Genomic DNA, 21,149 nt, shown 5'->3' on the forward strand with positions numbered 1-21,149 from the left:
TGGGTTCCTTTCCGACGGCTACGGTCTAAACAGCATTCCGATCCGCCCTTCAGCGGCCAACTCATCTTCGCCGTCGAAGTTAAATAATAAATTCCGATTCTGTGTAACCAGTCCCATCTTCATTTCATCGTAGTCTTTAACATTAACTCTGGTCAACCCGTAATCAATATAGATATCGCACATAAATGCATTGGCAGTATTGATCAGGAGTGCCAGCGGAATGGGAATGGTACGCAGCTGGATATCGACATTCATCGTCCGCATATCCGTACCTCCTTCTCTTTAGCACCGGACACGCCGGTGTGGGCTTATGAAACGTTACGTATAGGGGTAACTCTGGTAGTTTCATTTTACTCAATTCTATTTGAAATTACAAGAGTGAAAATAAAAAAGGACATGCTTTTTGGTGTATGCCTGCCCCGATAGATTGTGATGTTCTAATTATATAAATAAATTACCTTGTCATAAAACAATGGCAGGGTAATTTTTTTATGCAAACAATTTCAAAGAACCATGTGCTAACAGTGTGAGAGTCTTTGTAACAGATATTGTAAACAGTTTGAGGAAGAAGTTTGTACCAGCAGATTTAAAGCTTCCTGAATCTCGGTGTTGACCCGTGTTGACCGAATATAACTAAAAAAAATACCAAAAGTTACATATAAGCTGCTAATTATTACATGATAGTAGTTTTTGTAATTTATTGGAGTATAATGTAATTATTTATCAAATACAATTTAATAGTAACTAACAGGGGAAATAACAGAGGAGGAAGGAGCTTTTTCATGAATGCAGTCACATCCGGAAATCTAATAATCAACAGTCTTTTAAATATCAATGAAGTTATTGAATTTGAGATGGACATAAAGAAAAACTGCCATACACTTGCCAAGCTAAAAGGATATGTTTCGGAAGATATTGGAGTATCGCCGATCTTACAAAAACTGGAGGGAAGTAGTATATCCGTTACGGTGGCTGATAAAAATGGCAATGAAATGAGCCCTCCTGTTTTCTGTGGTTTTATTATGGAGGTTTCAATATGCAAGGAGGGGAACGGCTATACTGTTGAAATAGAGGCAGTGTCCCCTACCAAACTGCTTGACCGAGAAGAAAAATGCAGATCTTTTCAAAATATTGACATGACTTACAAAGCGTTGGTAAGGCGTGTCCTGGCAGATACAGCAAATGCTGAAGTGATATTTCACATTGAGGACAGAAAAATTGGAACTCCGATTTATCAATACAAGGAAACGGACTGGGAATTTTTAAAAAGAATTGCAGGACAACTAGGAACCTCCCTGCTTCCAGGGGGAGTTTCGGTTAAACCTGAGCTATATTTTGGTTTGCCCCGTGGCGAATCCAGAGAGGGCCAGGAAGCCAGTAAAGAAAAAATATGGTTTGATCGGTCTTATTACACCTATGATAAAGAGCAGTATCATTTTTTAAAGAGCCAGTTTATCTGTCATGAAATCAGCAACTATGAGAACTGGAAGGTTGGAGACAGTATAACAATACGGAATAATTCCAACAAGGTAATTATTGGCAAACGGTGTAAACTCAAACAAGGGCTGCTGGTTTATACCTATACGGTTGGTTCTCCCCAGGTATTTGGCACAGCCAGATATGACAATACCCAGATGGCTGGCATCTCACTTGCGAGTACGGTACTGGAAACAAAGGGAGAGTGTGTACGTGTAAGTCTGGATATTGATGGGGCTCAGAATGGCCAGGAAGTGTTCTGGTATCCATGGCTGCCGGATACCGGAAATGTGATGTACTGTATGCCTGAAATCGGAGAGCGTATCTGGATTACATTTGACGACGGAGATGGCAGTGCCAGGGCAAGCGGCAGTATCAGGAAAAACGGAACCGGTAATGGAGAGATGACTGATCCTTCAAAGCGATATTTTACCACAGCAAAGAATAAACGGATGTATCTGCTTCCGGATTGTCTGGGATTTGTAGATTTAAAACAGAGGGTGCCGTTAAAGGTGGAAATTAGCGACAGCCTGGGAGCAAATATTGAGAGTAGTAAAGGGCTTACCGTACTTGCAAAAAAAGGAGTGTGGCTAAAAGCCAGCCGAGTCTCTTTTCTTGCCCCTCAGGAAATCTCCCTTGTCAGAAGAGATTTGGCTTCTCCTGCGGTTATTAATATATGCAACGGGTTTGATTCCATTGGTAAATTTGGAAAGGTAAAAATGGAGGGAAGCGGTGATGTGGGATTTCCTGTAACCGAGTCTACCGACATGGGAAAATATAATTTAAATGGGGCAGAGAATGCAGTTCTGGCATCAACCCCATGTGCGGCAGGCACCACAAAACTGGAACGGCAGATAACAGGGACAAAGGTAAACTTTGTTACAGGGCAATAGATATAAAATTGTTATAAAAATAATATTTGGGGGGTGAAGAAATGAGTAAGACCATTAAAGTCGGCGGAGTTGGAAAAAGTCCTTTAATTGAAAAAGTCAACCGGCTGAATGCAATCAGCAGCCAGCTTGACGCAGCAGCTGTCTTAGAACAGAAGGTATTCCAGTCAGAGCAGGCGAAAGCACAGGATCGTTTGAATAAAAGAGATCAGATCATAGCAGATTTCGGCATCAGTTTTCAAAGCAGAGGGTAAACAGGAGTGTAACAGATGAATTTATTATATGATGAAAATACGGAAGGCTGCCTCCAGGAACCGGTTATGATGCAAGAAGTTATACTTGTTGGTGGAATCTTAACAGCCAGAATTCCGGTTTTGCTAAAAGAGATGTCAGATAACGGGAAGGAAGCATATTATCCATATGAGGATCGTCCGGAAATGATTTTCGCAGATGATACAGGGGAATGTCAAATGACGTTCCAAATGATAGATAAGGAGCTGGGACCGGATGAAACGGGAATCGCTGCAGAAGCAGTTAGAGAATATATCAGCAGTATTTATCCAAGAAATGAATTATCTCCGGTTCATCGGTACGATAAGGGTAAATTCCAGTGTGGCTGGTTTACCATGGAACTGGAAGAGGCGGGAGAGAGCAGTCAGCACGTAAAAGCGGTCTTATCGGTTCATAATCGGATGTTACTTGTCACGGCAACTTTTCCGGAACAGGATCGTTTGAAATGGGAGGCACTGTTAAAGTATTTTTTTGATACGCTGGAGGAAACTGCATAGTAGTTCGCAAAAGGTCAGGAGTGAGATAATGGAAGAGATAAATGATAACGATATTGATAAGATATTTTTGCAGCTTCAAAGAGAGATTAATAAGATAAAACAGGAGACACAGGAACGGGCTGACCGATCAAAAAAGTTGAAGTGGTTTCCCAGTCTGGGTATTGCAATGGACATTCCCGATGGTTTTTTTGAAGCAGATGAGGATAAAAGCGCTTCCATCTTTTTTTCAAAAAACCGCCCGGAGCTGGTATTAATCAATCCCTCTGCCCATTCAGGACTGACCTTCCAGACGGCAATTCTGGAAAAGAAGACTTACGTTCTTGATCTGTATCATGAGAGGGAACAAATGATACAAATTTTAAAGCGCGCAGATGAAAAAAACGTTTTCTATGATCAGGGAAATATTTCCGGCAATGTTCCTATGGTGTGGTTTGATTACAAAAGCTTTGCTGCCGATGAACGGGTCTATAACATGATGTTTTTGATCCTTTCTGACAGAAAAATGATGGTTGGAACCTTTTACTGCATATTTAAGGATTACGATAAATGGAGGCCGGTGATCCTTCGTATGCTTGAGACAATACAGACAGAGGAGGAAGAATGTGAAAGAATATAATTTAAAAACAGGACCGATTCAGTTTATTGAGGTCAGAGAGCTTATGGTAAACAGGCAGATTAATGAGCATGGAACAGCTGTGGTAAGCGGGTATATCGCAGATGAGGATGAAGATATCTATTTAAAGCAGCTGACTGGCGATGTATGGGAGAAGATTGAAGAAGTGGGGGAAGAGGGTGACGTACAGACACTTTTCTGGGGAGTAGTTACCGGCTTTTCCGTGGAACAGGTAAATGATCAGAAAAAGATGACATTAGAGCTTACAACAGGTACCTATTTTATGGATCTGAAATCACACTTCAGAACCTTTCAGGATGGCACAGTTACATATGAAGCAATTTTCGGACAAATTACGGGAAGCTATGAGAATTCGGGCATTATAAAGAATCGTCCCCTGACGGATAAGACCGGAAAACTGGTGCTGCAGCACAGGGAGACAGACTGGGAATTTTTAAAGAGGATAGCGGCAGGGTTTCACAGCTTCCTTGTGCCGAGTACCAGAATAAACGGGGTTAAGTATTTTTACGATTTACCAAAGGGAGAGAGTTATGAACTCCCCAAGTTTGCCAAATACGCTGTTAAAAAGAATCTGATGGATTATCAAAAGAAACGGAGTCAGGGATTAACGCAAATGCGGGAAGCCTCCTGTCTGGAGTATGTGATACAAAGCCGGGAGGATTACCAGATTGGTGACCAGATTTCAATAGATGGAATGCAACTCTTTGTCTGGAAAATAGAAAGCAGGTATGAAAGAGGTGAAATGCTGCATACATGTCACTTAAAATCCAGATCTGGTATGGATTTTCCGGAATACCGGGAGAAAGACCGTGCCGGCTGTTCTTTCCCGGCAGAAGTTCTAAAGGTAAAAGAAGATAAGGTGATGGTGAAGATCAGTAAGGATGAGAATCAGGATCAGAAAATTAATCTGTGGTATCCATACTCTACCGTTTATTCCACCCCTGACGGAACCGGCTGGTACTGTATGCCGGAGGTGGGGGATGCTGTCCGGCTCCATATACCGGAACAAAAGGAAGAAGAAGCATATGTGATAAGTTCGGTTCATCTTGATACACAAAGTTCTGATCGTAAAAATCCAGAGCACAAAATTATTAAGAATAAATACCAGAAGGAGATTCGTTTTACTCCAGATTCCATTGTAATTACCAATAACCAGGGAACCAAAATAGAACTAAGTGATGCCAAAGGAGTCCATATCGTCAGCCAGAATGATATTGTATTAAAGGCAAAAGATGACCTTACTATTTCAAGTGAAACTGGCTCTCTCATTGCAGCAGGAACAGATTCCGTCAATATAAAGCAGAAGACAACCAGCATTAATATAGAACAGGGCATCTCTTTTACTGGTGGGGAACTGAAAGTACAGTAAACAGGAGGAAGTGTGATGGGTCGGATAAAAGAACTGGAAAAAGCCGCCCAAAATGCGGAAGATAAGATATTTATATTAAAGTGCCGCAGGCTGGAACTTGATTACCAGAACAAAGAGTGGAGGAAGCAGGCTTTGGAGCCTTTCGTTCAGTTATTAGAAGAGGCGGCAAAGAAAGAGAAAAAGTGGTCCTGGCTTGGGATCTGTTATCTCAATACCAGTCTGCAAACAGGAAGCTATGAGTTTTTGTTGTCTTTATATAATAACGAATTTTATTTTGATCCGGATCCAGTGGAATTGTACTGGCGTCCATCCGGCTTTTTTGAGTGCTTTGAGGATGATATGAAATCAGTAATGGTAGATTTAAGGAAAAAGTATCCCAGGATCTGGAGGTATGAGGAGGACGCGGTCCGCAGAGTTTGTGTGGAATATTACTATGCGGCCGTACGTCAGCTGTGCGCGGACCTGGCAGATGAAATAATGGAAACAGAAGCCTTTCAAAGGGCAGGAAAGGCAAAAGACTTTTCTGCCTTTTTCGGCAGGTATCAGGGAGAGGGGGAGATTATATGGCGTACCAGGGAAACTTAAAATATTTTATACTGACCAACGAAGAAAAGAATCCCCTTTTGCAGATTATGAATGTTAACCAGTCTATTGATGTAAGGAAACTAAACAGGAAGGAGTATCAGAACATGCCTTCTTATGTATTGCTAAATGCAAAGCTTGGTATAGATGGAATATTTCCCGATATCATTGAGAAACCTGTTTTTCTGCTATCAAGGGCAGCTATGGAAGTAATTGGCTTATACGATTCCAATATTCCATTTCTGTTTTTTGTACTTTTCGATACAGACAAAGAAGAATGTGCTTCTTACTTTAGTCCGGTGCTGGAAGAAGAGGACTGTCTGGCGCAAAAACCGGGACCTGGGCAGCGGGAACTTATTTTGGATCGGAGTAAAATGAGAGGGACTCCATTGTTTCGTGTCAGAGTTGGAGCGGAGAATGTGATCGTTATTCGAATGGATCTGGCGGAAAGCCTGCTGGAAAGAAATATTATTGGATTGGAACTAAAAGAGATTTGTTTGATTGATGGAGCGTTTAATAGGCTGTAATAGAAGGGATAGATAAAAGAACAAAAGATAGGGGGAACCTTAATGAGTGACACAGGAAAATTGAATTTAGGATTTGGACTGGGGAATATTTTTAATCAGGATAAGAAATCCACTGACAGTACACAGTATCTGGTAGAAGGAGCAAAATTAATGTGTGTCAATGGTAGTTGTATTACACAGCTTAAGTTACCGGAAAATCATAACTATACCAGTGGTGGAAAGCAGAAAGCGAACTGCAAGGATTGTAAAGCATGTGTTAATATTCCTTATTTTGGTGAATGTAAGAAGAATCAGGATACTCATCAGTGTGAGGGTTTTATGGATCTGGTTGAAAAATGGGAAAATACTACAGTATCAGCCACAAAGGCAGAAATGGTTGGCGGAGAAGATGCAATTAGTATGAGTTCTGTTTTAATGTGCAAAAAGGGAGGAATCATAATTCCAGTCACATCAGGTCAGGGGTATGACGGAGCAATAAACTGGGCTGCTTTTTTGAAACGTTATCAAAATGTAGTCCGCTGGACCGCTGGGAAAAATATGCTCTGCCACGTTTTTGGCAAGGACCCAATTAATATGAATACAGGGAATTATATTTATGAAAAAGAAGACCTTGTTATTAATGGCGCCATGCCCTTAAGTTTCAAGCTGTTTTATAATGCAATGGACTGCGGTTCTCAGGGAGATATTGGAGTGGGCTGGAGCCATAATTATGGGGTGCGTCTGGTAAAGATTGTCGGTGAAGACCTGCTTGGAATCATCCTGGAGGATGGCAGAGAGATTCCATACCGTAAGAAGTTAGATGGAGATTATGCTCCGGTAATGGGAGATGGAGGTAGATTAAATAAGTCAGGAAGCAATTATTTGTACGAAAGGGAAGATGGAATAATTTATGAGTTCGACTGCGACGGAAGATTGCGTACTCAGAAAGATAAAAGTGGAAAGTGCCGAACATTTACATATGATGGGGCTGGTCTCCTTGAGAGAGTGGAAAACGGTACAGGTGATCAGCTAAAGTATAAATATAACAAGGAAAAGAATCTAATCTATGTGGAAGACCATACTGGGCGAAAGATCAGCTTAAAATATCAATACGGCAAATTGCGCTGGTTTACAAATACCTTAGGAAGTACCTTTACATATAAATATAACGAGAACGGTAAGTTAGATGAAATTGTCACACCTAATGGAATTTCGGGAGTGAAAAACAATTATGATGGTGCGGACCGGGTAGTGAAACAAATCATGCCAGATGGTGGCGAGGTAGAGCTGCGCTATGATGATAAAAATAATCTTACCTTTATGAAAGAGCAGAATGGTAATATGGTCATTTATGAATGCGATAATCGGATGCGTAACCTTCGAACTATTTATGAGGATGGTGAGGAAACGTTTGCATATAATGACAAGAACCAGAAAATCAGTTATACAGACAAGAATGGTAACGTTACCCGATATGCATATGACAACCGTGGGAATATTACACAGATAATAAATGCTCTGGGACAGAAAACAAATATGACGTATAATGCGAGTAATCAGTTAATTCAAGTTAAAGATCCAGGCAATGGCTGCTTAAAATATAATTATGACTGTAATGGTAATTGTACGGAAATTATAAATCAGCTTGGTATATCAACTAAAGTGTTATATCAGGATAAAGAGATGATTAGTAGAATTATACAGCCTGATGAATCAGATATTTGTTATCAATATGATCACAAAGGAAATGTGATATCATTCAAAGAAGGAAATGGCGGTATCAGTAAATACAAGTATGATTTATTAAATAGAATAATTGAAAGTGTTGATGGAAATCAAAATATAACAAAATATGAATATGATAACCAGGATAATTTAGTTAGCATAATAAATGCTGCGGGAAAAAGAAAATCTTTTGTATATGAAGATAATAGGCTTACTTTAATCATTGATTATGATGGAAGTAAACAAGTAATGAATTATAATGATAGTAATAAACCTTATCAATTTATAGATCAGGAGGGAAATATTACTATAGCTGAGTACAATACAATGAACATGCTCACTAAAAAAACACTACCTAATGGCAGATGCATTCAATATTATTATAATCACTTAAATCAATTGGAATGTATTGATAATGGATCTGGAGGAAAAACAAAATTTAAGTATGATAGAAATGGCAACAGGACAAATATCATAGACCCCTTGGGAAATGAAACTGTCTTTTCTTATGATGCATTAAATCGTAATATTGGTATTTATGAACCCGATGGTAACTTTACAACATTTGAGTATAATTACCAGGGTAAGATTATTAAAATTACTGATAATGCCGGAAGAAGCATACTTACGCAATATGATGCATTGGGTAGAACTATAAAAGAAACAGATATTTATGGAAGAACGCTTACATATGTTTACAATAATATGAATTTGCCTGTAAAAATAATTGATGGAGACGGACTAGAGACACTATGTTTTTATTATAAAGGAGGTTTATTAAAGAGAATTGAATATTCAAATGGAGTTAGTGAAGATTATAAATATGATGCAAATGAGAACATAACTGAAAAAATTATTAATAACGGATATGTATTAAATTACGAATACGACATACTTAATCAGCTTACGGGTATTATAAGTAATTTGGGTGAGAGCATTGTTTATGAATATGATGAGGTAGGCAATGTAACTTCAATTGTAGACGGAAACGGCAATAGGACAAACTACTCATATTCTCCAACAAAAAGGCTTACAGAAATTATTGATGCCATTGGAAATAAAACTCAATACGTATATGATAATTTAGGCGATTTAATTTCTATCCAACAAAGTGGCGGAATTTCTGATAAAATGGAGATGGAGTATGACAAAATAACAAATATAAACAGCAGACAAAAAAAAGAAAGAGACCACTCAATTTTATATAAAAGAGATTTGTTAGGAAGAGTTGAATCCATAACAGATGCTTTAAGTAACACTAATTATTATAATTATGACGAAATCGGAAATCTTGTAAGCATGATAGATTCAGATGGTTATGAAACAAAATATAAATATAATTTATCAGGTCTGATTACTGAAATATCCTATGGAAGTGATAAAAAAACTAATTTTATATATAATTCTATCAGGCAGCTTATTGAGATTAATGATTGTACAGGTAAAACCAAAATAAATAATGATATATATGGGAGAATAAATCAGGTTACTGATAGCGAAGGGAAAACAGTTAATTACAGATATAATGCTAATAATCAGAAAGAAGCGATAATTTATCCAGATGGAAGTTGTGTTAATTATATCTATGATAAATGTCACCGCCTGTCAAAAGTAGAAGGAACTGGCTGGATAAGCCAATACTGCTACAATGATAAAAATGAGCTAATTAATAAAAAATGTGGTAACGGCCTTATTTCAAATTATAATTACGATGTTTCCGGTAGACTAAACCATTTTACTCATTCAATCTATGATGAAACCATAGATGAATATTATATTAATTATGATGCGGTTGGTAATAAAAAAAATATAAAAAGCTATCGTAGAGGTATGAATTCCAAAAGTGATAATTCTATTTATTATTATGACAAACTAAATCGTTTGGAAGGAATTGAAAAGAATGGTGAGAAGGATATTAACTATCTATATGATGCTTATGGAAACCGTATCTGCACCGAGGCACGTGGTGAAAAAACAATATTTTTATACAATTCTGCGAACCAGCTTATAAAAGAAGAAGGAAGAGAGAGAAAAGAATACAATTATGATAAAAGAGGAAATTTAATTTCAGTTATTAAGAATGGAAAAGAAACATATAGTTATGAATTTGACGAAAAAAACAGACTTACAAATTTTACAGATAATGATGGTATGAGTGTAAAATACGAATACAATGGGTTGGGATTTCGAATAGGGAAGAGCAGTGATAAAAGAAAAACAGGTGTTTATGATAAAACGAAGTACGTAATCGATTTAACAAGTGGTTATAACAATTTGTTAAGGAAAGAGACAAATTCTGGTGGACAAAATTATATATGGGATGATAATTTAGCAGGTACCTGGGATAATTATGGAAAAAGGTATTTTTGGTTAGATGATCTTGGGAGCCCCATTCGGTATTTGGCGAATAATGGTACGGTGTTAGAAAGTTACAGCTATGATGAATTTGGAAATATTCTTGATGATAGTCCTTGTTTACAGCCCTTTGGGTTTACAGGATATCAGTTAGAGGAAGAAAATAATAATTATTTCGCACAGGCCAGAGAATATATGCCATCTATAGGTAGATTTATCAGTAATGACAGCTTTGGAGGCAGTCTGGGTATTACTGCTTCTTTAAACTACTATAACTATTGTTTTCAAAATCCTCTGGGATATGTTGATCCATGGGGGTATTACACTTCTAAGGAAGGTAGGGAAGCTCATGAAGTATTACAAGCTATTTTTATGGTAAGATATCCAGGAAATGGTGAAGTAGAGAAGAAAGTGACCGGATATCCCTATAGCATGACCGGAACCGGAAGTATTGATATGTATTTAAATAATAATGGAAGTGGAATGGCAGAGGTTTATGAAATAAAACCTATATCGCAATATCATCATAATTCATTTTGGAATAATGCAGGACAACCAACAGGAACACAACAGAGGAAAGGATATATACAGGCTCTGAGAACTATGGGAATCAATAATATTGATGCAACTGGAACCACATTTAATCCTAATGGCTGGACGGTACCTTGCCCCACGAAACCTAATAAAAATCTTCGATACTACACGTTTCTTGACGAGCCAGGAATGGTTTATTGGGGGTATGTAAATAAACCAAAGAAAGAACCTGTGGTTGTACCATCAGTGAGTACAGAAAAGGGGAAAAATGCGGAAAAGGTAGCAAAAACTGTGGGTATAGGAGTTGGAGCCGGAGTTGGTGGATATATACTTTATAGAGCAATACGTATGATTCCATCACTTTTCTTTCCTCCTTCTATTCCATTGAATTTTGCTTGTCCGTAATATTATGATCTTGGAGGAATAAAATAATGAATAAAATAGGAAAAATTAAAAAGATAATAGGTGACTCCATTTCCTCGCATGGTTTTAAAATCAATAATTCAGATAAGAATGAGGGGATTCGGTTTGTCAGGGAAAGAGGCGATCTAAAGCAGTTTATAGATGTACAAATAATACATTCTAAATATTTAGCACTCAAATTCAATACGAATGCATACCAGCAGAAAACGATAGATGGAAGTGAATTTTATCCAGACAAAAAGGTTACTTATTTATATCCAGGTCTCCCAATTCCGAAAGAATGGTGGCTGTGGAATAATGAGGAGGAATTTGTTGACATTTTAAATACATTTAAGAACATTATCCTGGAACATGGTCTTAATGCATTAGAAGAAATCAGTGTGCCATCAACGGAAAAACGACCCACAATAAAAACAAATCAGGAGTTATTTCAAAAACATAGTGACTTGAACCGAGAATACCGTATTCTTATGGGGATAGAAAATGAGACATCAACAAGAAAAGTACTGGAAAAAATCAATGAGGTAATACAAGAGTATAAAAATAAAGATTTTAAAGAGATAGAAAACAACCTCGTAGGTTTGGCGGCAGTATATGGAGAAGAACTGATATCCAGGAGGGGTGGTGAGTGGCAATGGAGAGAGGATTATGGAAATATATGCTGGATAGATAAGATGCGTGGAGACATAAGTGGGACTTATCCCTTGAATGATATAATTTATCATTGGCGCGAAGGAAAAAATAGCATCAATTATTTTTTGGATATGTTTAGAACATCAAGTGAAGAAAATATTTAAATTTAAAAATTACTTTAAAGTTAAAAAAGGTTATAGACCAAAGTAATCTGTTAAAAGATACATCAGATTGTTTTGGTCTATACCTTCTTTTAAATTACTTGTAATTGAGAAAAATATATGGGCAATTAACAGTTCTCCGCAATCTCATAAATCAGACGCTCGGATTCCTCCCACCCAAGACATGGATCGGTAATGGATTTTCCATAACATCCGTCTCCAACCTTCTGGCAGCCAGGCTCGATATAGCTTTCAATCATCAGTCCCTTAACAAGACTGCGGATCTCAGGCGCGTGCTTTCTGCTGTGAAGGACTTCTTTGGAGATACGAATCTGCTCTCTGTATTTTTTATTGGAGTTTGAATGGTTTGCATCTACGATGCACGCGGGATTCTGCAGATTGCGTCTGCTGTACATCTCATGAAGAAGAAATAAATCTTCAAAATGATAGTTGGGGATGCACTGACCGTGTTTGTTAACCGCACCTCGCAGGATGGTGTGGGCAAGTGGATTGCCGGAACTTTTCACTTCCCAGCCCCGGTAAGTAAAATCATGAGCCTGCTGGGCAGCAACTACGGAGTTGAGCATAACCGATATATCGCCGCTGGTGGGGTTTTTCATACCAACTGCCACCTCACAGCCGCTAGATGTTAACCGATGCTGCTGGTTTTCTACGGAACGGGCTCCGATGGCAATGTAGGACATAATATCGTCAAGGTAGGTTAAGTTCTCCGGATACAGCATTTCGTCTGCTGTGGATAAACCGGTCTCCTCAAAAACCTTCATGTGCATGCGGCGGATGGCGATGAGTCCTTCGTGCATGTCCGGCTTTTTCTCCGGGTCAGGCTGGTGAAGCATTCCTTTATAGCCTTCGCCTGTGGTTCTTGGCTTGTTTGTGTAAATTCTGGGAACCAGAATCAGACGGTCTTTTGTTTTTTCCTGAACTTTCACCAGCCGATTTACATAATCACAGACGGAGTCTTCGTTATCAGCAGAACAGGGACCAATAATAACCAGAAATTTGTCGCTGTTTCCTGTAAGTACGTCACTGATGGCCTGGTCTCTTTCTATCTTAAGGGCTTTTAAAGCGGCTGGAAGAGGAAAACGATCTTTGATTTCTTCCGGGCTGGGCAGATTGCTGACATATTGAAATCCCATAATATCCTCCTGTATCATTGCTGTTTTATTTTTTGCAGTTGATTATATAACAGAACACGGGAAAAATCCAGTGTTCCTTGAAATTTGGTTAAGTTTGACCAAGTGTCTCTTCTAAAGTGTTCCTTTTTATTCAAAAATGTTGTATGATGTTAACGAATGAAAAATGGAAAGGTGTTAAAAAAATGGAAAAATATTGGAACTGGGGAGGAAGCTATATCGGGGTGAAGCAACGGGATTATTTAGTTGCGTGTGATGGAACAGTTCTTGGTAAGTTTTACGGCAAAGAGCTGTATGACAAGAATGGAAATTACATAGGTGAGTTAGGAAGAAATGACAGACTGATTAAAAATAAAACAAAAGAACCATTTCGCCGTCTGACATTCAGTCCTTATGTTAAGGGGACCATAACCAGTCCGGTGAAAAGCATTGCACCCTATCCCATGATTTCGGGATTTGAGGATTTTACTGTCTGACGGTATCTGCCCCATGGGAGAATATGAAGTTGACTAAGGAGAAAGTATGAAAGACTTAACGAAAGGCAGCCCTGGAAAAATCATGCTTCAGTTTGCGCTTCCTGTTGCAGCTGGCAATCTATTTCAGCTATTTTACAGCCTTGCAGATACCCGGGTAGTGGGAAGCACCCTGGGAGAGAGTGCACTGGCGGCTGTGGGAGCTACAACTTCCATCAGCACTCTGTTTATTGGTTTTTTGTCCGGACTGACCGGCGGTTTCGCCCTGCTTACAGCAAGAAGCTATGGAGCGGGAGATGAGGAGAAGGTCAGAAGGTACTCGGCTGGTTGTCTGCTTTTAGGGACTCTCACCTCCATTGTAATTACTTTGCTGTGTGTGGGAGGTCTGCCTCTGTTTTTAAGAGCACTTCATGTACCGGAGTCTTTGATGCCTGCTGCAAAGGGATATATCCGGATCATTCTGTTTGGAATGGTCATGACCATGCTATATAACGCATGTGCCTCCATTTTAAGAGCGGTGGGAGATACGGCAGCCCCTTTGGCATTTCTGGTTTTATCCAGTATACTCAATGTATTTCTGGATCTTTTCTTCATACTTGTTCTCCATACCGGGGTGGAGGGAGCGGCCATTGCAACCGTATTGTCCCAAACCCTGTCGGCAGTGTTAAGCCTTTGCTATATGATAAAACGCTATCCGGTTTTTCGCTTTCATATCCGGGATTTTAAAATTACCAGAGGAGAGATCAGGCAGCTCTATTCGTCGGGAATTTCCATGGCTTTAATGATGTCACTGGTATTTTTTGGAACCCTTTCCCTGCAGAGTGCAATCAATCTTCTGGGGACAGATATTATTGTTGCACACACGGCGGCTCGTAAAATTACAGAGTTTTTCATGCTCCCTTTTTCCGTTATGGGCGTGACCATGGCGAATTTTTGTGGCCAGAATATGGGGGCGGGTAAGATATCCCGAATTTATAAGGGCATTTCCCAGGCGCTTATCATTACGTCCATCTGGTCAGTGGCAATGATTCTTTTAAGTTATACGGCTGCGCCTTATCTGGTGTATCTTGTGACCGGTTCTTTAAACCGTGATATAGCAGGAACGGCTGCCCTTTACTTAAAGATTAATTCCCTGTTTTATTTTGTACCTGCAGCTATTTCCATTTTCCGGAATGCACTTCAGGGATGCGGGGATCATAAAACCCCGGTTGTATCAAGCTTTATTGAACTGGCAGGAAAAGTTGCAATTGCAGCATTTCTGGCACCGGTTCTTAAATATATGGGAATTATTGTGGCAGAACCAATTGTCTGGATTTTAATGGTGATTCCATTGACGTTAAAAATCAGAAACCTGTCAGGATTAACAACAGATAAGAGGTAGATTATGAATCGATATGTTGAACTTGAAGAAATGCTTCATTTCCGCGAAAGGAAAGCCAGAATTCAGGAGGAACTGAGGGGAATATATATGGGACTGGTGACGATGACACTGGCAATGAACATACCGGGGCCCATTAAAACTTCCGATGATATTTTGTTTGCTTTTGAGGAGGGAACCAGGTGGTTAGAACAAAAAATTACTGATTCAGGCATAAAAATAATAGAGATGGCCGGAGTATCAGAGAATGCTGGGTTTATGAAATTCTATGTCTTAGACTGTGCGGACCCAGTCCTGGTGAAGGATCTGGCTGTCGGACTGGAAGAAACTCACCCATTAGGCCGCCTCTGGGATATAGATGTTTATAATATAGAAGGGATCAGTATGAGCAGAGCAGCTATTTCTGCACCTGCACGCACCTGTTTCATCTGCGGGCAGGAGGCAAAAGGGTGCGCCAGAAACAGAACCCATTCCGTTGAGGAGCTGATGCGTAAAGTAGAGAGTATGATCCGGGACTATCAAAAGCACCAGGAAAAATAAAGAGTATTTAACCAATTAAGAAAGGAAGCACTGCACGAAAATGCAGGCTTCCTTTCTTAATATTTTTTAAGGTACATTTTTTCCAGAGTTAAGATTCCCCATGTAAACTGAAATTATAGAAAATTAAAGGGAGGCTTTAAACAAAATGGAGATAGAAAGACCGGCTATGGCCGGAACGCTGGAATCCAGTGACTGTCAGGTAACTGTTGAGCCAGGAGACGGAAGAATTGATTTTACACTGGAAAGTGCAGTAATTAATCAGTATGGCAACCAAATCAGAAAAGTGGTATTTGAAACTCTGAGTCACCTGGGAGTGGATAATATAAAAATTTCCATGGTAGATAAGGGCGCCCTGGACTGCACCATCAAAGCCAGGGTAGAAGCGGCCGTATCCCGCTCTATGGATCAATTTGTCAATGCTTTATGGGGAGGTGCTTTAGAATGATCAATTTAGTAAAGAAGCGGCTCAGAAGAACCATGATGTTTTTAAATGCCCAGAAACCGGGACTGATTAAGGATCCCTATATTTATAGACCGGACAGCATCATCCTGGATTTAGAGGATGCAGTTGCAGAAAACCAAAAAGACGCTGCCAGATTTTCCCTGTATCATGCTCTTAAAGAGATTGATTACAGAGGGTGTGAACGGGTGGTAAGAATTAACGGGCTTGATACACCATACTGGCAGGAGGACATCCGCTGTGCAGTAGCTGGTGGATGTGATGCCATTCGTATTCCAAAGGTGGAAAGCCCCAAAGACGTCCACAGAGTGGAAGAGGAGATTTTAAAGGCAGAGAAGGATTTTGGAATGCCGGAAGGTATGATCCTTATCATGGCGGCAATAGAATCGGCAAGAGGTGTTATGAAGGCTCTGGATATCTGTGAAGCATCAGACCGTCTCTTTGGAATTGCTTTGTCAGGAGGAGATTATACCAAAGATCTGCAGACCCGCATTACAGGTACGGGTATTGAGCTCATGGGAGCCAGACAGAATTTAATCATCGCTGCAAGAGCCGCAAAGGTACAGTGCTTTGACACCGTATATACAAACCTTGATGATATGGAAGGCTTCCGCCGTGATGTGGAGACAATTCATCTTATGGGATTTGACGGAAAGTCAATTGTTAATCCCCGCCAGATTCCAATTGTTCATGATATTTTCACCCCTTCTGGAAAAGACATTATCTTTGCAGAAAAGGTGGTAAGAGAGATTGAAGAGAAAAAAGAAATGGGTATCGGTGTATTTACAGTAGATGGAAAGATGATTGACATTGCATTTTATGACGGAGCTAGGAGAACCATTGAACTGGCAAAGGCTTCCGGCGTATATAAAGGAGATTTATAAGATGATCAATGCAGTAGGAAGAGAGATTCCAGAAGAAATCTTAAAAATAACAGGAAAAGAACCATTTAAAGGAAATCACTATTTTGATGGATACGAATATAAAAAAGACGGTCCTTCTACCAGATGTGTCATTAATTCAGAGGGAAGTAAGCTGGTAGAGAACATTCACGAAGTTCTGGTAAAATGCGGGATTCGAGATGGGATGACACTGGGCTTTCACCACCATTTCAGGGATGGTGATTATGTAGTTAACATGGTAATGGAAGAGATCCACAAAATGGGTATTAAGGATATTACCATTTGCGCAAGCTCCCTGGGAAAAGCTCATGATAAGCTGGTGGAATTTATAGAAGACGGTACAATTACAAACATTCAGTCCTCCGGTGTCAGAGGAAAAATCGGGCGCGCCATTTCAGAAGGAAAACTAAAAGGTCTGGCTGTTATGCGTTCCCACGGGGGCAGAGTCCGTGCCATAGAGACTGGAGAAGTGAGAATTGATATTGCATTTATTGGATCGCCTACCTGTGATGATTACGGCAACTGTCGCGGAATCGGCGGAAAGTCCGATTGCGGTGTGCTTTCTTACTCCATGGTTGATGGGGATTATGCGGATAAAGTGGTTGCCATTACTGACTGCCTGGTTCCATTTCCCAACTTTCCTGCCCATATTTCCATGACAAAGGTGGATTACGTGGTTGTGGTTGATGAGATTGGAAACCCGGATAAAATTGCCACAGGAGCGGCAAAGCCAACCACAGATATGAGAAAGCTGATGATGGCTGATTATTGTACTCAGTTTGTAGTAAATACACCATATTTCAAAGATGGATTTTCTTATCAGACCGGTGTGGGCGGTGCTTCCATTGCTTCAACCATCTCTCTTTCTAAAATCATGAAAGAGAGAAACATACGAATGAAGTTCGGCGTGGGAGGTTTAACAAAACCCATGTGCGATCTTTTGGAAAACAATCAGGTAGATGCATTGCTTGATACCCAGGATTTTGACTTAAATGCAGTGGAGTCTGTAATTAATCCCAGACATTTCCGCATTAGTGCCGGTGAATATGCCGATCCGTTTAATAAAGGAGCGGTGGTTAATAAGCTGGATTTCGTAATTCTGGCTGCGCTTGAAGTAGATGTGAATTTTAACTGTAACGTTGTGGTGGGCTCTGACGGTATTATTACCGGCGCCCAGGGTGGGCATCCGGATACGGCGGCTGGTGCAAAATGCACCATCGTAATTGCACCTCTTTTACAGGGAAGAATTCCAGCCATCTGTACCGACGTGACAACCGTTACCACTCCTGGTGAATCCATTGACGTGGTAATAACGGATTATGGCATTGCAATTAATCCCAGAAGACAGGATTTAATTGAGGCCATGAAGAATGTGGATCTTCCGTTTAAGACCATAGAGGAGCTGCGGGATATCGCATATTCCATCGTGGGAGAGCCGGAACGGGTACAATTTGATGATAAAGTAGTGGGAATCATTGAAAGCCGTGATGGTACAGTAATGGATGTTGTCCGTAAGATTAAAAAATTTGAATTTTCAGGAGAATAGACAATGCAAAGCGGGTCTTGTGTGAACGTTCCATCAAAGGAGGAAGAAGCTGCATATCGGATTGGAAAACTGGCATACGTTGCGCTGCTGGAGGAGGTCTATACGCTTCCAAAGCCGGGGTTAGTGGATCCTTATTCCAATGGGGCTCATACGGATATGAATTTGGTCTCTTTTGAACGGAGTGCCAAGGCCCTAAAGCCTTATTTTGTCACAATGGCTCTTGAGGGGGAGAGGTTGTGGGAAGCGCCTCCTGTGTTATTTGAAACCATTCGCAGAATCGGAATTCTGGCAGAACGGGCCATGTATCAGGCGACTGGAGGAGTGAATACACACAAGGGGCTGGTCTTTCATCTGGGGATTTTATGCGGGGCAGCAGGAGCCTGCCACCGCACTTTTGGAAAAATTACTTTAAAACAGCTGATAGAGATGGAACAGGCTATGGTCAGAGATGTTCTGGTGAAAGAAGTACAAAGCATGGATCACTTTGTTTCGAAAGGTGAAAAAAACCTTGAGAAATACGGTTTGACCGGTGCCAGGGGGGAGGCCATCAGTGGCTATTCCTCTGTATTTCATATTTCACTGCCTGTGATGACTGCGGGGCTTTATAAAGGACAGGAATGGAACAGTATTAAGCTGGAGACCCTGTTCCATCTTATGAGCCAGGTGGACGATTCAAACATTCTTTCCAGGCATAATCCCGTAGTGCTAAAGCAGGTGAAGGACATCGCTGCCAGGTTTATAGAAGACGGAGGCGCCTACAGGAAAGAGAGTCTGTCTTTATTAAAAGAAATGGATCAGTGGTTTGTGAAAAAGAATATCAGTGCAGGAGGAAGCGCAGATCTTCTTGCTGTCACCATTTTTCTCACACAGTTAACTGGTAAGTGGGGAGGAGCCTATGGAATTCATGAGACTGGAAGGGAGACCTTTCCGGGGGAAAGAGCTGGAACGGTTGAAGACATTTCTTACCTTAAATCAATTGGATTACGATGACGGGATTGAGTATACCATCTGTCTTTTAGATGAGAATTACAGGATCGTGGCAACCGGTTCTGCTCATGACAATGTACTGAAATGTATCGCTGTGGATCAGGAAGCCAGAGGATTCGGACTGGCGGCAACCATTTGTTCTGCACTGGTTCAGTATGAATTTGAAAAGGAAAGATCCCATATTCTTCTTTACACAAAACCGGAAAACCAGGAGATGTTTGAAAATCTGGGATTCTATAGTGTATTGAAGACCAATGAAATTCTTTTTATGGAGAACCGGAAAGAGGGGTTTGATCAGTTTATACACCGCTTAAAAGAGGAGTCTCCCAAAGAAGCGCTGGAATCTGGTCCCGTAATCGGCTGCATGGTGGTAAACTGCAATCCATTTACCAATGGACACCGTTATCTGGTGGAACAGGCACTTCTTAATTGCGACTATCTTCACGTACTTGTATTATCGGATGACAGGAGTTTTTTTCATGCGGAAGACCGTTATCAGTTAGTAAAGGAAGGCGTCAGTGATTTATCAAAGGTGATTGTTCACCGGTCCTCGGATTTTGTTATTTCGGCGGCTACGTTTCCTACCTATTTTATTAAGGAGAAAGCCCAGGCTCAAAAGGCCAACTGCCTTTTGGATCTGACTTTATTCGCACGCCGGATCGCTCCGGAACTTAAGATCACCAGACGTTTTGTGGGTACAGAGCCAAACTGTGCCATAACAGGACAGTACAATGAGCAGATGAAAGAGATCCTGCCTCAATATGGGATTGAGGTAATTGAATTTGAAAGAAAACAGTTAAAAGGGATTCCTGTCAGTGCCTCCATGGTGAGAGCCTGGTATGAGAAGGGAGACTTTCATCGCATTAAGGAAGTGGTACCAGAGACTACTCTTAAATATCTGGAAATAAAAAAAGGCCAGAGGCCTATGGGATAAACCGGTATCCCAGACCTCTGACAGTTACAATATGGGCCGGCTTTTGCCGGTCCTCTTCGATTTTACCGCGGAGACGGTTGATATAAACCATAATGGCGTTATCATCAACTGCCACACTGTTTCCCCATACGTGCTCATAAATCATCTCTTTTGTGTAAACCTGTCCTGGATGCTTTAAAAATAACAGCATCAGGCTGCTTTCCTTAGAAGAGAGAACGATCTCTTCCCCTTTGTTATAAAAACGCATGGTAGAAGTGTTGTAGGAAAAGGGACCGCATTCCAGAATATCGGAACTGTCCAGCACCTGGTTTTTGTAGCGCCTTATGAGCGCCTTCACCTTGGCACCCAGCACAAGAGGGCGGAATGGCTTTGTAATATAATCATCGGCGCCTAACGACAGTCCATACAAGGAATCATAGTCCTCATTTCGACCGCTGACAATCATAACGGGAGTCTGTATTCCCTGGCCACGCAGCTTTTTAATGACTTCAAAGCCTTCCATATCTCCCAGCATGACATCCATAAGAATCATATCATATGTATGATTTTTTATGCAGTTAAGAGCAGCGAGGCCGCTGTCTGCCACAGTAGTCTCCAAATCATTGCTGTGCATGACTTTTTCCAGCAGTTTTAATACAGCTGGATCATCATCTACAATTAATACTTTATCAGACATAGTTTCCCCCAATGAAAATCATG

The 21,149-nt window shown here is 40.4% G+C and carries 20 protein-coding genes; 17 read left to right on the forward strand and 3 right to left on the reverse strand.

Annotated elements, in window-relative coordinates; translation table 11 throughout:
• Positions 1–18 precede the first annotated feature (18 nt).
• Positions 19–264, reverse strand: a complete 246-nt coding sequence (locus ACOAOT_RS00765) for an HPr family phosphocarrier protein (RefSeq protein WP_104438244.1) — start codon at positions 262–264, stop codon at positions 19–21.
• A gap of 518 nt (positions 265–782) precedes the next feature.
• Between ACOAOT_RS00765 and ACOAOT_RS00770 the strand changes: the two genes are divergently transcribed.
• From ACOAOT_RS00770 to ACOAOT_RS00810, 9 genes are read left to right on the forward strand one after another with little or no spacing between them, the layout of a single operon-like run.
• Positions 783–2,369: a contractile injection system protein, VgrG/Pvc8 family gene (locus ACOAOT_RS00770; protein ID WP_420215185.1), complete on the forward strand. Its 1,587-nt coding sequence runs from the start codon at positions 783–785 to the stop codon at positions 2,367–2,369.
• A gap of 41 nt (positions 2,370–2,410) precedes the next feature.
• Entirely contained in the window at positions 2,411–2,620 is a 210-nt protein-coding gene (locus tag ACOAOT_RS00775; protein ID WP_420215186.1) for a hypothetical protein, read from the forward strand.
• Positions 2,621–2,635: 15 nt separating this feature from the next.
• Positions 2,636–3,154 carry a hypothetical protein gene (locus ACOAOT_RS00780; protein WP_420215187.1) on the forward strand — a complete coding sequence of 173 codons (519 nt, stop codon included), beginning with the start codon at positions 2,636–2,638 and terminating at the stop codon, positions 3,152–3,154.
• Positions 3,155–3,182: 28 nt separating this feature from the next.
• Positions 3,183–3,770, forward strand: a complete 588-nt coding sequence (locus tag ACOAOT_RS00785) for a hypothetical protein (protein ID WP_420215188.1) — start codon at positions 3,183–3,185, stop codon at positions 3,768–3,770.
• On the forward strand, positions 3,757–5,157 hold the full coding sequence (locus tag ACOAOT_RS00790; protein WP_420215189.1) for a contractile injection system protein, VgrG/Pvc8 family: 1,401 nt from the start codon (positions 3,757–3,759) through the stop codon (positions 5,155–5,157). Before ACOAOT_RS00785 ends, ACOAOT_RS00790 begins: the two co-directional genes overlap by 14 nt.
• Positions 5,158–5,172: 15 nt before the next feature.
• Positions 5,173–5,742, forward strand: coding sequence for a hypothetical protein (locus ACOAOT_RS00795; RefSeq protein ID WP_420215190.1), 570 nt, complete (start codon positions 5,173–5,175; stop codon positions 5,740–5,742).
• On the forward strand, positions 5,721–6,266 hold the full coding sequence (locus ACOAOT_RS00800; RefSeq protein ID WP_420215191.1) for a hypothetical protein: 546 nt from the start codon (positions 5,721–5,723) through the stop codon (positions 6,264–6,266). Before ACOAOT_RS00795 ends, ACOAOT_RS00800 begins: the two co-directional genes overlap by 22 nt.
• Before the next feature lie 42 nt (positions 6,267–6,308).
• Positions 6,309–11,264, forward strand: coding sequence for a DUF6531 domain-containing protein (locus tag ACOAOT_RS00805; protein WP_420215192.1), 4,956 nt, complete (start codon positions 6,309–6,311; stop codon positions 11,262–11,264).
• Positions 11,265–11,290: 26 nt separating this feature from the next.
• The gene (locus ACOAOT_RS00810) at positions 11,291–12,079 is read left to right on the forward strand and encodes a hypothetical protein (protein WP_420215193.1); all 789 of its coding nucleotides are present in this window, start codon (positions 11,291–11,293) and stop codon (positions 12,077–12,079) included.
• Between the two features lie 125 nt (positions 12,080–12,204).
• Here ACOAOT_RS00810 and ACOAOT_RS00815 read toward each other — a convergent pair whose 3' ends face one another.
• Positions 12,205–13,233: a 3-deoxy-7-phosphoheptulonate synthase gene (locus ACOAOT_RS00815; RefSeq protein WP_420215194.1), complete on the reverse strand. Its 1,029-nt coding sequence runs from the start codon at positions 13,231–13,233 to the stop codon at positions 12,205–12,207.
• Between the two features lie 182 nt (positions 13,234–13,415).
• Between ACOAOT_RS00815 and ACOAOT_RS00820 the strand changes: the two genes are divergently transcribed.
• The 8 genes from ACOAOT_RS00820 to citC all read left to right on the forward strand — a co-directional run bounded on the left by ACOAOT_RS00820 (position 13,416) and on the right by citC (position 20,450).
• Positions 13,416–13,706 (forward strand): hypothetical protein, encoded by a 291-nt coding sequence (locus tag ACOAOT_RS00820; protein ID WP_420215195.1) that lies wholly within the window; start codon positions 13,416–13,418, stop codon positions 13,704–13,706.
• A 46-nt stretch (positions 13,707–13,752) separates the two neighbouring features.
• The gene (locus ACOAOT_RS00825; RefSeq protein ID WP_420215196.1) at positions 13,753–15,084 is read left to right on the forward strand and encodes an MATE family efflux transporter; all 1,332 of its coding nucleotides are present in this window, start codon (positions 13,753–13,755) and stop codon (positions 15,082–15,084) included.
• Between the two features lie 3 nt (positions 15,085–15,087).
• Positions 15,088–15,621, forward strand: a complete 534-nt coding sequence (gene citX, locus ACOAOT_RS00830; protein ID WP_420215197.1) for a citrate lyase holo-[acyl-carrier protein] synthase — start codon at positions 15,088–15,090, stop codon at positions 15,619–15,621.
• Between the two features lie 145 nt (positions 15,622–15,766).
• The gene (citD, locus tag ACOAOT_RS00835; protein WP_420215198.1) at positions 15,767–16,066 is read left to right on the forward strand and encodes a citrate lyase acyl carrier protein; all 300 of its coding nucleotides are present in this window, start codon (positions 15,767–15,769) and stop codon (positions 16,064–16,066) included.
• Positions 16,063–16,965, forward strand: coding sequence for an aldolase/citrate lyase family protein (locus ACOAOT_RS00840; protein ID WP_420215200.1), 903 nt, complete (start codon positions 16,063–16,065; stop codon positions 16,963–16,965). Before citD ends, ACOAOT_RS00840 begins: the two co-directional genes overlap by 4 nt.
• A gap of 1 nt (position 16,966) precedes the next feature.
• Positions 16,967–18,529, forward strand: coding sequence for a citrate lyase subunit alpha (gene citF, locus ACOAOT_RS00845; protein WP_420215201.1), 1,563 nt, complete (start codon positions 16,967–16,969; stop codon positions 18,527–18,529).
• Positions 18,530–18,532: 3 nt separating this feature from the next.
• Positions 18,533–19,519 carry a triphosphoribosyl-dephospho-CoA synthase CitG gene (citG, locus tag ACOAOT_RS00850; RefSeq protein WP_420215202.1) on the forward strand — a complete coding sequence of 329 codons (987 nt, stop codon included), beginning with the start codon at positions 18,533–18,535 and terminating at the stop codon, positions 19,517–19,519.
• A complete protein-coding gene (gene citC / locus ACOAOT_RS00855) occupies positions 19,425–20,450 on the forward strand; it encodes a [citrate (pro-3S)-lyase] ligase (protein ID WP_420215203.1) in 1,026 nt (341 codons plus the stop codon). Before citG ends, citC begins: the two co-directional genes overlap by 95 nt.
• Here citC and ACOAOT_RS00860 read toward each other — a convergent pair.
• Positions 20,440–21,126: a response regulator transcription factor gene (locus ACOAOT_RS00860; protein WP_104438220.1), complete on the reverse strand. Its 687-nt coding sequence runs from the start codon at positions 21,124–21,126 to the stop codon at positions 20,440–20,442. The genes citC and ACOAOT_RS00860 overlap by 11 nt on opposite strands.
• Between the last annotated feature and the right edge of the window lie 23 nt (positions 21,127–21,149).

This window comes from Lacrimispora struthionigena (assembly GCF_048627165.1).
Lineage (GTDB): Bacteria > Bacillota > Clostridia > Lachnospirales > Lachnospiraceae > Lacrimispora.

Excerpts from the sequence above, each read along its gene's own strand:
- ACOAOT_RS00765 (WP_104438244.1), bottom strand. The coding sequence starts at position 264 with ATGCGGACGATGAATGTCGATATCCAGCTGCGTACCATTCCCATTCCG.
- ACOAOT_RS00770 (WP_420215185.1), top strand. The coding sequence starts at position 783 with ATGAATGCAGTCACATCCGGAAATCTAATAATCAACAGTCTTTTAAAT.
- ACOAOT_RS00775 (WP_420215186.1), top strand. The coding sequence starts at position 2,411 with ATGAGTAAGACCATTAAAGTCGGCGGAGTTGGAAAAAGTCCTTTAATT.
- ACOAOT_RS00780 (WP_420215187.1), top strand. The coding sequence starts at position 2,636 with ATGAATTTATTATATGATGAAAATACGGAAGGCTGCCTCCAGGAACCG.
- ACOAOT_RS00785 (WP_420215188.1), top strand. The coding sequence starts at position 3,183 with ATGGAAGAGATAAATGATAACGATATTGATAAGATATTTTTGCAGCTT.
- ACOAOT_RS00795 (WP_420215190.1), top strand. The coding sequence starts at position 5,173 with ATGGGTCGGATAAAAGAACTGGAAAAAGCCGCCCAAAATGCGGAAGAT.
- ACOAOT_RS00800 (WP_420215191.1), top strand. The coding sequence starts at position 5,721 with ATGGCGTACCAGGGAAACTTAAAATATTTTATACTGACCAACGAAGAA.
- ACOAOT_RS00805 (WP_420215192.1), top strand. The coding sequence starts at position 6,309 with ATGAGTGACACAGGAAAATTGAATTTAGGATTTGGACTGGGGAATATT.
- ACOAOT_RS00810 (WP_420215193.1), top strand. The coding sequence starts at position 11,291 with ATGAATAAAATAGGAAAAATTAAAAAGATAATAGGTGACTCCATTTCC.
- ACOAOT_RS00815 (WP_420215194.1), bottom strand. The coding sequence starts at position 13,233 with ATGGGATTTCAATATGTCAGCAATCTGCCCAGCCCGGAAGAAATCAAA.
- ACOAOT_RS00820 (WP_420215195.1), top strand. The coding sequence starts at position 13,416 with ATGGAAAAATATTGGAACTGGGGAGGAAGCTATATCGGGGTGAAGCAA.
- ACOAOT_RS00825 (WP_420215196.1), top strand. The coding sequence starts at position 13,753 with ATGAAAGACTTAACGAAAGGCAGCCCTGGAAAAATCATGCTTCAGTTT.
- citX (WP_420215197.1), top strand. The coding sequence starts at position 15,088 with ATGAATCGATATGTTGAACTTGAAGAAATGCTTCATTTCCGCGAAAGG.
- citD (WP_420215198.1), top strand. The coding sequence starts at position 15,767 with ATGGAGATAGAAAGACCGGCTATGGCCGGAACGCTGGAATCCAGTGAC.
- ACOAOT_RS00840 (WP_420215200.1), top strand. The coding sequence starts at position 16,063 with ATGATCAATTTAGTAAAGAAGCGGCTCAGAAGAACCATGATGTTTTTA.
- citF (WP_420215201.1), top strand. The coding sequence starts at position 16,967 with ATGATCAATGCAGTAGGAAGAGAGATTCCAGAAGAAATCTTAAAAATA.
- citG (WP_420215202.1), top strand. The coding sequence starts at position 18,533 with ATGCAAAGCGGGTCTTGTGTGAACGTTCCATCAAAGGAGGAAGAAGCT.
- citC (WP_420215203.1), top strand. The coding sequence starts at position 19,425 with ATGGAATTCATGAGACTGGAAGGGAGACCTTTCCGGGGGAAAGAGCTG.
- ACOAOT_RS00860 (WP_104438220.1), bottom strand. The coding sequence starts at position 21,126 with ATGTCTGATAAAGTATTAATTGTAGATGATGATCCAGCTGTATTAAAA.